A 12,523-nucleotide genomic window follows, 5' to 3' on the forward strand; every position below is an offset into this window, starting at 1 on the left:
CACGTGTTGGCAGCCGCGCCGTCATCAGCGATAATGATTTGAAAATTTTTGTCGCCCGGTCCTGCCGGGCCGGCAAGAATATCCTACCTCTGAGCTGATGGACAATAAGTTGATGAAAACGATGGCCCCGTCGCGGCTATGGACAGGCGCCCTTGTCTTCATGGTGCCCGCGCTTTGCCTCACCACCGACCCGGGCATCGGCCTGGCGAGCTTCCTGCTTCTCCTGAGTGCCCTGTTCATGCCGCGCGCGGCCGGCGCCGCACTGCGCCGCCACTGGCCCGAGATTCGATGGGTGGTGCTGGCGTTTTTGTTCAACTTCGCGCTGGTGCTGCTGTACTACGTGCTGCGGCCCGAGCAGCCGCTCAGTTCCCTGGAAAAGCCGCTGCGCATGCTGTGCGCCGCCAGCGCGCTGGCCATGGTGCTGCTGGCGCGCCCGCCGAGCCGGGCGCTGTGGTGGGGCGTGATTGCTGGCGCCGTTGGCGCCATGTGCTTCGTCGGCTGGCAGCGCATCGTGCTGGCGATGGAGCGCCCGGGCGGCATGATCAATGCGATCACCTTCGGCGACATCGCCCTGACCATGGGCATGGTGGCACTGGCGGCCACCATCGACTTCCGGCGCGAAGGAAAGACCGTCCTGTGGCCCTTGCTGGGCGGCCTGGCCGGCATCCTGGCGCTGGTGATGACCGGTACCCGCGGCGGCTGGATCGCGCTGGCGCTGGCGGCCCTGCTGTGCATGCGCCTGGCCCACCTGGGCAGCAGCCGCAACGTGCGCCTGCTGATCGGCGCCGGCGTGGCGCTGGCCGCCGTGCTCTACTTCGTGCCGGCCACCGAGGTGCAGCTGCGCGTGCAGCAGGGGATCGATGACGTGCGCCGCTGGGAAAGCGGCGAATACAAGTTCACCAACATGGGCATCCGCCTCGAACTCTGGAAGGGCGCCGGCATGCTGATCGCCCAGCACCCGTGGGTGGGCCAGGACCCGGCGGTCGCGCACGAGCAGGTGGTGCGCTGGGTAAAGGACGGCACCCTGTCCGACGTGGCGCTGGCGCCCCAGCACCTGCATAATGACGTCTTGCAGGCGCTGGCCAGCGGCGGCGTGTTCGGTTTGCTGGCCCTGATCGGCATCCTGGCCGCGCCGTTCGCCTTCTTTGCGCGCCAGGCGAAGCTGGCCGCCCTGCGCGGCGCGCCGCCGAATGCGCCGGCCCTGGCCGGCATGCTGGTGGCGCTCGGCTACTTCGCCTTCGGCCTGACCGAAATGATGTTCTGGTCCGGCAAGGCCTGCATCTTTTACGCGCTGATGATTTTCATCCTCATGGGCCTGAGCCTGAACCAGAAAGAAGAATTTGGAAACTAGCACCATCGTCAAACGCCTGCTGGCGATCGTCAAACCCTACCGCTCGCGCGCCTTCCTCGCGCTGCTGGCGATGGCCGGCACCGCCGCCACCCAGCCGCTGCTGGCCAAGGCGCTCGAACTCCTGCTCGACAAGGGCTTCGGCCCGCACAAGGTGGCATTCAGCCTGTGGCTGGTGCCCGGCATCCTGATTTCGATCTTCGCGCTGCGCGGCGTGTTCACGTTTTCCACCGCCTACCTGAACAACTGGGTGCTGAGCCGCGTGCTGAACGACCTGCGCCGCATGGCCTTCTCGCGCGTGCTGCGCCTGCCGGTGGCGCGCTTCCATGAGGAGTCGACCGGCAAGATCATCAACACCGTGATCGGCGACGTGCGCCAGGTGGTCGACATGATCAACTCGGTGTTCGTGGCCTACGTGCGCGACGTGCTGGTGGTGCTCGGCCTGCTCGGCGCCTTGCTCTACCTGAACTGGCGCCTGACCCTGATCGCGATGGTCGTGGTGCCGCTCACCGCCGTCATCGTGCGCACCACCACCGGCCGCCTGCGCAGCCTGAACCGCGACAACCAGCGCGTGACCGCCGAGATGACGCAGGTGGTGGAAGAAGCCACGCGCGGCCACCAGGTGATCCGCGTGTTCGCCGGCGAAGAGTACGAACGGCGCCGCTTCGAGCAGCGCAGCGAAGCCATGCGCGGCTTCTCGCAGCGCATGACGGTGGCCTTTGCCGCCACCACCCCGATCACGCAGGTCGCCACGGCGGTGGCGGTGTCGGTGGTGATCGTGATGGCGATCCAGTCGGACATGACGGTCGGCGAGTTCACCAACTTCACCACCATGATGCTGATGCTGCTCACGCCGCTGAAGTCGCTGGCCGAAGTGAATGGCCCGATGCAGCGCGGGATCGCCGCCGCCGAAACCGTGTTCTCGATCATCGACGCCCCGGTCGAGCACGACCCGGGCACGCGCACCATCGAACGCGCCCAGGGCCACCTGCAGTTCCAGGACGTGAGCTTTACCTATCCGGGCGCGCAATCGGCGGCGTTGAGCGGCGTGACGCTGGACGTGGCGCCGGGCCAGACCGTGGCCCTGGTGGGCGTGTCGGGCGGCGGCAAGTCGACCTTCGTGAACCTGGTGACACGCTTCTACGACCCGCAGGCCGGCCGCATCCTGCTCGACGGCGTGCCCTACGAGGAACTGCGCATGGCCAGCCTGCGCAACCAATTGGCGATGGTGAGCCAGAACGTGGTGCTGTTCGACGACACGCTGGCGGCGAACATCGCCTACGGCGCCGAGCGCATCGACTACGAACGCCTGGCCGCGGCCATCAAGGCGGCGCACCTGACCGACGTGGTGGCCAGGCTGCCGGAAGGGGTGGAAGCGCGCATCGGCGAGAACGGCATGCGCCTGTCGGGCGGCCAGCGCCAGCGCGTGGCGATTGCCCGCGCGATCTACAAGGATGCGCCGGTGCTGATCCTCGACGAAGCGACGTCGGCGCTGGACAACGAATCCGAACGCGCGGTGCAGGCCGCGCTCGACACGCTGATGGCCGGGCGCACCACGCTGGTGATCGCGCACCGCCTGTCGACCATCGAGCGGGCCGACCGGATCGTGGTGATGGAGGCGGGGCGGATCGTGGAGCAGGGGACGCACGACGAGCTGCTGGCGGCGAACGGGATGTATGCGAACCTGTATCGCCTGCAGTTTGCGGCGGCGTCGAACGGCTGACTGGCTCCGGCCTCGTGCCGGATGAATCATCTGCTGCGTATCACCGCGTGGACACAGGTGCCTGCGCGGCCCGGCCCACCCGACATGTGCTGCGGCCAGCGGCTACGACAACGTAGGGTGGACGGCTCAACCCCAACGCGTGGACCATGTTTGCATGAATGCCGTCCACGCGTTCAAGTAAATGCAGCCCGATCGCGGTATATCATCCACCTCTTGAACGTGTGGACGGCGCCTGGGCCGCAAGCTCGCGGCGCGACGGGTCGAGCCGTCCACCCTACGGTTTCAACACCGTCCTAAAACCGCCGCAAGCCGTTCGCCAGATTGGTGAACAGGTTCGCAAAGCGGTAGAACGTCTTGTAAGCAAACCGCTTCAGTCCCAGCACGAACCCCTTCTCGCGCTGGTTGCGCACGTCGATCCCGATCACCGAGTCCTCGTGCGTCGGATACACCCCATGCGGCACCACGGCGTGAATCAGCTCGCCATGGTCGAAGGTGTATTTCAGGAACAGGTCGATCGGCGCGCGGATCGTGCGCGCATGCGCGAGCAGCTTCTTCGCACCCTGCGGCGTGATCACATACCCGGTCATGCACATGCCGACGTCGAGCTGCTTGACCAGGCTGAAGCCGGCGCTTTTATCCGAGGTCATCACCGTGTGCTTTTCCAGCGGCTCCAGGCGCACGAACGACACCTGGTCGGCAAAGCGGCTCACGTAGTCCAGTCCCGCCTCGAAGTCCGGCGTCAGCTGGAAGTCGTCTTCCAGTACCACGATCGGCTCGTTCAGTTCCACGCTCTTTTCCCAGGCCAGCAAGTGGCTCACGTAGCAACCGAGTTCGCCCGGCGCGGCGCGGCGGCGGCGGTGCACGAGGAAGCTCGCTTCGTCGTAGTTGTTCAGGTAGGGGTGCTTGTCGACGCGGCCGTCGACGGCGTCGATGAACTCGAAGGGGAGCTTGCGCGAACCGAGCTTGTGCGCGACAAGGGCGCGCCGCTCGCGGCTGGACGGCAGACTGATGACGAAGATTTTCAAGGCTGAACCTGTAGGAGTCGCAGGGAGATGCCGGGCGGGCCGGCGCAGGCAGCATGTTACCGCATCGGCCTCATCGCGTGCAGGCAGGGGCCGCTGCAAAAAAACGGCCGCCGCCGGCGCGTCCTGCGCCGGGCGGCGGCCACGCACCATCAACCGGTCAGCGCGCGTAGTGCGCCGCTTCGCCCACCAGTTCGCCGTCGTCGCTGGCGTGCTCCTCGAGCGCCTTCATGTAGCGCGCCAGGGCGTCGTCGAGCGAAGGCAGCATCAGGCCGCGCTCGCTGCCCAGGGCCGAGTAGCCCGGGCGCACCGCCTTGTAGCCGCATTCCGCCGCCGGCTTTTCCACCAGGCGGCTGGCGTCGACGTCGGCGGCCTCGCAGGCCTTGCGCGCCAGCCCGGCCCAGGTGATGGCTTCGCCATTGCTCAGGTGCCAGACGCCGCGCTCGCGGTCGATCAGCAGGTCGAGGCTGGCGTTCACCAGGTCGGGCACATAGGTCGGCGACACCACCAGGTCGTTCGAGGCCTCGAAGCGTTGGCCGCTGCGCAGCGCCTTGATGGCCTGGGTGACGAAGTTGTGGCGGTCCCAGGGGCCGAAGAAGGAGCTGGTGCGGATCACCAGCGCCTGCGGATCGGCTTCCAGCACGCGCCGCTCGGACTCGGCCTTGCTGCGCCCGTACACGCCGAGCGGCGCCACCGGGTCGGACTCGACGTAGGGCGTGTCCTTGCTGCCGTCGAACACCAGGTCGCTGGAGAAGGTCATGAAGCGGATCGCGTGGCGGATGCAGGCCAGGGCCAGCACCGTCGGGCCGTGGGTATTCGCGGCCATGCAGGCTTCGCTCTCGGCTTCGGCATCGTCGACGCGCACGTAGCCGCCGGCATTGATGATGGCCCAGGGCTTGAAGCGCCCGATCGCCGCCTCGACCGAGGCCGGGTCGGTGATGTCCATTTCCTGGCGCGTCAGCACGTGGTGGGCCAGGTTGCGCTTCTCGCAGATGCGGGCATAGGCCGAGCCGAGGGTGCCGGTGGCGCCGACGATCAGGATCGGCTGCACCTGCTGCGACTTGAAGGGATCGCGCACCGCGATGTCGGCCACGGCGGTGCGGGTGGCGACAGGTTTGCACAGGAAGCGCCCTGGACGGCGCCACCAGCCCTGGCCCTGCAGCACCGGGTTGGTCAGCGGGCGGCCGGACGACAACTCGCGCATCAGGGTGGCGACGGCGGTCGGGCGCGGCTCCGGCCCGCGCACGTCGAACGGGCCGGGCTCGTAGTAGCCGCGGCATTCGGTCACCAGGCAGTTCCAGTCGTAGGAGCCGAGCAGGGCCCAGACCGTGACGGCGCGCACGTCGGCGCCGCCGGCGCGCACCTTTTTCGCCGCGTTCCAGATCTCGAGCAGCCAGCGCATCTGGTCTTCGCGGTTGGCGTCGATGTGGGCCTCGGTGATGGCGATCGGCAGGCCGTAGCGTTCCCAGGTTTCCTGCAGCAGCGGGCCGATGCCCGGGGTCGGCGTGGCCAGCACGCGCGGGGTCTCGATGTCGGCATGCGGCACGCCGTCGTACTCGTGGCAGCGGTCCTTCGGATAGCGCTCGGTGCGGTGATCCAGCCAGCGCTCGCTGGTGGCGTAGTAGTTGACGCCGATGATGTCGGGCGGGCAGGGGTTGTCGCGGAACCAGAGCAGGTCGTCGGGCGTGGCGCCGGACTGGATCAGGTAATCCCACATCTTGTGCTGCTCGTCGACCATCCCGCAGAGCAGGTCCCAGGCCAGCCAGCGCCGCTCGTTGAAGAAGTCGGCCAGCCATTGCATCTCCGGCGTGCCATAGGTCTTCGACAGATCGTCGGTCTGGACCAGTTTCGCATCGGGGTTGACGGCGCGGATGGCGCGCATCGACAGGACGGTGGCTTTCGTTTCGATCAGCAGGGCCTGCACGAAAATGCTGTGGCTTTTCCCGTGCGGGTACCAGACGCCTGCCAGACCCGAGAAGCGCGCCGTGGTCAGGATTTCGTTGACCGGGGTGTAGTACTCGGCCCAGGGGTAGCGTGCCGCTACCGCGCCGGCGTACTCGGCGAGCTTTTCGGGGAAGGCTGGGTCGACCAGGCTCGTATGCTCCGGACCGCTGCCATGGTGGACCAGGCCGACGATCGGCGTCACGCCGAGCCGCTGCAGGGCCGGCAGGCGCGCGTCGGACCAGGACCAGTCGGCGTTCTCGATGCCGTTGGGGGCGGTGCGCTCCCACAGGACGGGATAGCGGATGGCCTTGATGCCGAGGGAAGCGAAGCGTTCGATGTCCTGCAGGCGGCTGGCGTGGCCGTTGCGGTCCATCTGGCTGAAGTACGTATCACGCACGCGGTTGACGGTGCATTCGAGTCCGCCCCAAAGCGCCAGCTCGGGTGCGGTATCTGGCTGGATATGCTTGATGCTGTTCATGAGGTTTGACCTGCTTTAGTGAAGACAGGCTTAAGCCTAGCGGCCTCGGAGATGCAGTTATGTTAAGCGGCGAACATAATGGAGACATTTCGGACTAGTCCTACTTTTACCTTCTTTTCTCTTTCCTCTGCTAAATAACCTTGATCTGCATCTAATTGGTGCATTATTGCGATTTACAAAAAGTCAAGGTTGTGTCATTCTTGCCGGTTCGGCGGGGTTTTCGGTATGCTCAAGGCATACGAAAAGGAGCGAGCCGATGTATATGGTGTACTGGACCATGGTGGAAGAAACCGAGACGACCCCGCACGCGCAGGCCTTCGGCACCGAGGAGATGGTGAAGGCGATGGGCTTCATGGAAGAGCTGCGCAAGCGCCAGCGCGCCGGCGAGGGCGTGCGCTTCGTGACCATGTGCTCCGAGCACCCCGACGTGGTGGGCCACCCGGGCGTGGACGTGACCGGGCCGGACTACAACTGGAAGAAGCGGCGGCGCTAGGGGCCCACGCTCGTCTCCAGTGCGCCGCTTTCCGGATTGAGTTAGCCGGGAAACTGGCATATGCTTGAAGAAAAAGGCAGCACAACAAGGCGGCCGGACCATCGGCCAGGCCGCCGTCCTGGAGACAACGATGAACCATCCCGTCATTCCGATCGCGGTCGCGGGGGCGAGCCGCCAGCGCAAGCGCGAGGCGCCGAAGGGCCGCCGCGTCGATCCGCAGGCGCTGGCCGAGGTGCAGGCCCTGCTGGGCGACGCGCCGCGCCGGCCTGAGCTCCTGATCGAGCACCTGCACAGGCTGCAAGACCACTTCAACTGCCTTCCCGCCGGCCACCTTGCCGCGCTGGCCCAGGAAATGCGCCTGGCCCAGGCCGAGGTCTACGAAGTCGCCAGCTTCTATCACCATTTCGAGGTCGTGCGCGAGGGCGAGGCGGTGCCGCCGGCGCTGACGGTGCGCGTCTGCGCCGGGCTGTCGTGCGAAATGGCGGGCGCCGCAAGCCTGCTGGGGCGGCTGCCCGCCATCCTGGGCGCCGACGTGCGCGTGCTGGCCGCGCCCTGCATCGGCCGCTGCGAACAGGCGCCGGCGGCGCTGGTGGGGCAGGGGGCCGTGGCGCAGGCAAGTGCCGAATCCATCCTGGCGCGGGTGGCTACGGGCGCATCCCTGGATGCGGCCGATGCCTACGTGGACTACGCGGCTTACCGCGCCGCCGGTGGCTACCGCCTGCTGCGCGACTGCGTGGCTGGCCTGCACGAGGCCGAATCCGTGATCGGCACGCTGGAGGCCTCCGGCCTGCGCGGCCTGGGCGGCGCCGGCTTTCCGCTCGGGCGCAAGTGGCGCATCGTGCGCGCCGAGCCCGGCCCGCGCCTGATGGCGGTGAACATCGACGAAGGCGAACCCGGCACCTTCAAGGACCGCGTGTACCTCGAGCGCGATCCGCACCGCTTCCTGGAAGGCGCGCTGATTGCCGCCTGGGCCGTGGGCATCGAGGCCATCTACATCTACCTGCGCGACGAATACCACGCCTGCCGCGCGCTGCTGGAAGCCGAGCTGGCCGCGCTGCGGCGCGATCCGCCGGTGCAGGGCATGCCGGCGATCCACCTGCGGCGCGGCGCCGGGGCCTACATCAGCGGCGAGGAATCGGCGATGATCGAATCGATCGAGGGCAAGCGCGGCATGCCGCGCCTGCGTCCGCCGTATGTGGCGCAGATCGGGCTGTTCGGGCGGCCGACGCTGGAGCACAACTTCGAATCGCTGCACTGGGTGCGCGAGATCCTCGAGCGCGGCGGAGAGTGGTTCGCCGGCTTCGGGCGTAACGGCCGGCGCGGCCTGCGTTCGTTCTCGGTGTCGGGACGCGTGCGCGAACCCGGCGTCAAACTCGCGCCGGCCGGCATCACGGTGCGCGAGCTGATTCTTGAGTACTGCGGCGGCATGGCCGAAGGCCACGATTTCTACGCCTACTTGCCGGGCGGCGCCTCGGGCGGCATCCTGCCGGCCAGCATGGGCGACATCCCGCTCGACTTCGACACCCTGCAGCCCTATGGCTGCTTCATCGGGTCGGCCGCGGTGGTGGTGCTGTCGCAGCACGACAGCGCAGTGGCCGCGGCCCGCAACACCATGCGCTTCTTTGCCGATGAATCCTGCGGCCAGTGCACGCCCTGCCGCGCCGGCACGGCCAAGGCGCTGAAGCTGATCGATGCGCCGCAGTGGGACGTCGCGCTGCTGGGCGAATTGTCGCAGGTGATGCGCGACGCCTCGATCTGCGGACTGGGGCAGGCGGCGCCGAATCCGGTGGACTGCGTCATCAAGTACTTCCCTCACGAACTGGACAACATGCGGGGGCTGGCATGAATGCGAACCTCAAGACCATCGCCTTCGAATTGAACGGCCGCGCGGTCGAAGCGCTGCCCGGCGATACGCTGATCGAAGTGGCGCGGCGCGAAGGCATCGACCTGCCGCACCTGTGCTACAAGCCGGGCCTGGAGGCGGTCGGCAACTGCCGCTCCTGCATGGTGGAGATCGCGGGCGAGCGGGTGCTGGCGGCATCCTGCTGCCGCCAACCCACGGCCGGCATGAAGGTCACGACCGACAGCCCGCGCGCCGTGGCCGCGCAAAGGATGGTGATCGAACTGCTGCAGTCGGATATGGCGGAGGCGCAGTACACGCGCAAGAACGAAGTGGACTTGTGGGCGCAGAAGCTCGGCGTCGGCAAGCCACGCTTTGCACCGACGCGCACGCAGCCGCAGCCCGACGCCTCCCACGCCGCCATCACCGTCAATCTCGACGCCTGCATCCAGTGCACGCGCTGCCTGCGCGCCTGCCGCGACGAGCAGGTGAACGAAGTGATCGGCCTGGCCTTCCGCGGCCAGGAAGCGAAGATCGTGTTCGACCAGGACGACCCGCTGGGCGACTCCACCTGCGTGGCCTGCGGCGAATGCGTGCAGGCCTGCCCGACCGGCGCCCTGATGCCGGCGCGCGGCGTGGCGCTGAATATCCCGGACCGGCAGGTCGATTCGGTCTGCCCCTACTGCGGCGTGGGCTGCCAGCTCACTTACCACGTCAAGGAGAACCGCATCCTGTACGTGGAAGGACGCGACGGCCCGGCGAACCACGGACGCCTGTGCGTGAAGGGGCGCTATGGCTTCGATTACGCCCACCATCCGCACCGGCTCACCAGGCCGCTGGTGCGGCGCGCGGGCATGCCGAAGACCGGCGACTTCGTCATGGACCCGGAGCGCGTGCTCGACGTCTTCCGCGAAGCGAGCTGGGAAGAAGCGCTGGCGCTGGCCGGCGGTAAGCTGGCGCGCATACGCGACGAACACGGCGGCGCGGCCCTGGCCGGCTTCGGCTCGGCCAAGGGCAGCAACGAAGAAGCCTACCTGTTCCAGAAGCTGGTGCGCACCGGCTTCAGGACCAACAACGTCGACCACTGCACGCGTCTGTGCCACGCGTCCTCGGTGTCGGCGCTGCTGGAAGGGATAGGCTCGGGCGCGGTCTCGAACCCGGTGATGGACGTCACGCGTGCCGAAGTCATTGTCGTCATCGGCGCCAACCCCACGGTGAACCATCCGGTGGCCGCCACCTGGATCAAGAACGCGGCCAGGGCAGGGGCCAAGCTGATCGTGCTCGACCCGCGCCGCTCGGACCTGGCGCGCCACGCCCACCGCTACCTGCAGTTCAAGCCCGACACCGACGTCGCCCTGCTGAACGCACTGATGCACACGATCGTCGAGGAACGCCTGGTCGACCCGGCCTTCATCGCCGCGCGCACGGTCGGCTATGCCGAACTGGAAGCGAACGTGGCCGGCTACAGCCCGGAGGTGATGGCGCCGATCTGCGGCATCGACGCCGAGACCATCCGCTACGTGGCGCGCCTGTACGCCACGTCGAAAGGCTCGATGATCCTGTGGGGCATGGGCATCTCCCAGCACATCCACGGCACGGATAACGCGCGCTGCCTGATCGCGCTGAGTTTGATGACCGGCCAGATTGGCCGTCCCGGCACCGGCCTGCATCCGCTGCGCGGCCAGAACAACGTGCAGGGCGCCTCCGACGCCGGCCTGATCCCGATGATGCTGCCCGATTACGGCCGCGTCGACAACCCGGCGGCGCGCGCGAAGTTCGAGCAAGCCTGGAACGCCACCCTCGACCCGAAGCCGGGCCTGACCGTGGTCGAGATCATGGACGCCATCTGCGCCGGCCAGATCCGCGGCATGTACATCATGGGAGAAAATCCCGCCATGTCCGACCCCGACGCCAACCACGCGCGCGCCGCGCTGGCCGCGCTCGAGCACCTGGTGGTGCAGGACATCTTCCTGACCGAGACGGCCTATCTCGCGGACGTGATTTTGCCGGCGTCGAGCTTCCCGGAAAAGACCGGCAGCTTCACGAATACCGACCGCCTGGTGCAGCTGGGCCGCCAGGCGATCGACCCGCCGGGCGAGGCCAAGCCCGATTTGTGGATCATCGGGCAGATGGCGAACCGGCTCGGCCTGGACTGGGACTACGGCCACGTGTCGGAAGTGTTCGACGAGATGCGCAAGACCATGCCCAGCATCGCCGGCATCACCTGGGAGCGGCTCGAGCGCGAAGGGGCGGTCGTGTATCCGTGCCCGGTGGAGGAGGGGCCGGGCCAGCCGGTCGTCTTCACCGAGTCCTTCCCGCGCGAAGGCGGCAAGGCGCGATTCGTCCCGGCTGACATCATTCCCGCCGACGAGCGGCCGGATGCCGACTACCCGATGGTCCTGATCACCGGGCGCCAGCTCGAACACTGGCACACCGGCAGCATGACGCGCCGCGCCGGCGTGCTCGATGCGATCGAGCCCGATCCGGTGGCGCTGGTGCATCCGCTAGACTTGCAGCGCCTGGGCGTGGAGCCGGGCGCTGCCATCACGATAACCTCGCGCCGCGGCGAAGTGGTCTTGTATGCGCGTGCCGACGACAGCTCGCCGGTGGGCGCCATCTTCGTCCCCTTCTGCTATTACGAAGCGGCGATCAACCGCCTGACGAACGCGGCGCTCGACCCCTACGGCAAGATCCCCGAGTTCAAATACTGCGCGGTGAAGGTCATGCCGGGCGGGGAGGTGGCGGCGCAGGGTAGCTACGGTGGCGGCCAGATTCTCGCCGGCGTGGCACAATTGGCAATATGAACTGTCCCGACTTGCCACGCTACCGTCCCATCCTGTCCAATGCCCAGGCCCGCCTCACGCACGACGTCGAGGCGCTGGACGAGCGCGGGCGCCGCTCGACGCTCTCGATCCCGGCCGAACGCCCGCTGACCGTGTACGTCGACAAGCGCGAGCTGGTCACGCTGATGACCCTCGGCGGGGCGCCGGAAGCGCTGACGCTCGGCTACCTGCGCAACCAGCGCCTGGTGCGCAGTATCGAGGAGGTGGTGTCGGTGCAGGTCGACTGGGCTGTCGACGCGGTGGCGGTGGTCACCCGCAACGGCATCCAGGGTGTGGAAGAGCGCACCGCGAAAAAGGTGGTCACCACCGGCTGCGGCCAGGGCTCGGTGTTCGGCGGGCTGATGGACGAAGTCGACCAGATCACCCTGCCGCCGGATGCGCGCCTGCCGCAGTCGGTGGTGTACCGCATCGTCGAGACCATCCGCACCCAGCAATCGATCTACAAGCAGGCCGGCTCGGTGCACGGCTGCGCGCTGTTTTCGAATACGGGCGAACTGCTGTACTTCGTCGAGGACGTGGGCCGCCACAACGCGGTCGATGCGATTGCCGGGCTGATGTGGCTGGAAGGGATGGAAGGCGCGGACAAGGTGTTCTACACCACGGGCCGCCTGACCTCGGAAATGGTGATCAAGGGCGCGCAGATGGGCATTCCCTTCCTGCTGTCGCGCTCGGGCACCACGCAGATGGGGCACATGGTGGCGCAGAAGGTCGGCATGTCGCTGCTGGCGCGCTGCAGCGGGCGCCACTTCCTCTTGCTGGCCGGGCAGGAGCGGCTGGTGTTCCAGCCCGAGCTGCTCGAATTGCCGCTTCCCGTCCGCGCATGAGTCGTCCA

8 protein-coding genes are annotated in these 12,523 nt (G+C 67.5%); 6 read left to right on the plus strand and 2 right to left on the minus strand.

Features of this window, described 5'->3' with window-relative positions; all coding sequences use genetic code 11:
* The first annotated feature begins 112 nt into the window (after positions 1-112).
* Positions 113-1,351, plus strand: coding sequence for an O-antigen ligase family protein (locus ACWYRN_RS12875; RefSeq protein WP_488687827.1), 1,239 nt, complete (start codon positions 113-115; stop codon positions 1,349-1,351).
* Positions 1,341-3,071, plus strand: coding sequence for a lipid A export permease/ATP-binding protein MsbA (gene msbA, locus ACWYRN_RS12880; protein ID WP_488687829.1), 1,731 nt, complete (start codon positions 1,341-1,343; stop codon positions 3,069-3,071). The genes ACWYRN_RS12875 and msbA overlap by 11 nt, the downstream gene beginning before the upstream one ends.
* 293 nt (positions 3,072-3,364) lie before the next feature.
* Here the strand turns inward: msbA and ACWYRN_RS12885 are convergent, their stop codons facing one another.
* Both ACWYRN_RS12885 and ACWYRN_RS12890 read right to left on the minus strand, forming a co-directional pair.
* On the minus strand, positions 3,365-4,096 hold the full coding sequence (locus ACWYRN_RS12885) for a glycosyltransferase family 25 protein (protein ID WP_229437194.1): 732 nt from the start codon (positions 4,094-4,096) through the stop codon (positions 3,365-3,367).
* Positions 4,097-4,253: 157 nt separating this feature from the next.
* Complete coding sequence (locus tag ACWYRN_RS12890) at positions 4,254-6,515, minus strand: family 1 glycosylhydrolase (protein ID WP_488687831.1); 2,262 nt, start codon at positions 6,513-6,515, stop codon at positions 4,254-4,256.
* Between the two features lie 256 nt (positions 6,516-6,771).
* Between ACWYRN_RS12890 and ACWYRN_RS12895 the strand changes: the two genes are divergently transcribed.
* The 4 genes from ACWYRN_RS12895 (at position 6,772) to ACWYRN_RS12910 (ending at position 12,515) form a co-directional block, all read left to right on the plus strand.
* Positions 6,772-7,008 carry a hypothetical protein gene (locus tag ACWYRN_RS12895; protein WP_229437192.1) on the plus strand — a complete coding sequence of 79 codons (237 nt, stop codon included), beginning with the start codon at positions 6,772-6,774 and terminating at the stop codon, positions 7,006-7,008.
* Positions 7,009-7,138: 130 nt separating this feature from the next.
* Positions 7,139-8,854, plus strand: coding sequence for an NADH-ubiquinone oxidoreductase-F iron-sulfur binding region domain-containing protein (locus ACWYRN_RS12900; RefSeq protein ID WP_488687832.1), 1,716 nt, complete (start codon positions 7,139-7,141; stop codon positions 8,852-8,854).
* The gene (fdhF, locus tag ACWYRN_RS12905; protein WP_488687834.1) at positions 8,851-11,652 is read left to right on the plus strand and encodes a formate dehydrogenase subunit alpha; all 2,802 of its coding nucleotides are present in this window, start codon (positions 8,851-8,853) and stop codon (positions 11,650-11,652) included. Before ACWYRN_RS12900 ends, fdhF begins: the two co-directional genes overlap by 4 nt.
* Positions 11,649-12,515 carry a formate dehydrogenase accessory sulfurtransferase FdhD gene (locus tag ACWYRN_RS12910; protein ID WP_488687835.1) on the plus strand — a complete coding sequence of 289 codons (867 nt, stop codon included), beginning with the start codon at positions 11,649-11,651 and terminating at the stop codon, positions 12,513-12,515. The genes fdhF and ACWYRN_RS12910 overlap by 4 nt, the downstream gene beginning before the upstream one ends.
* The last annotated feature ends 8 nt before the right edge of the window (positions 12,516-12,523 follow it).

Source organism: Massilia sp. BAP21, assembly GCF_057801335.1.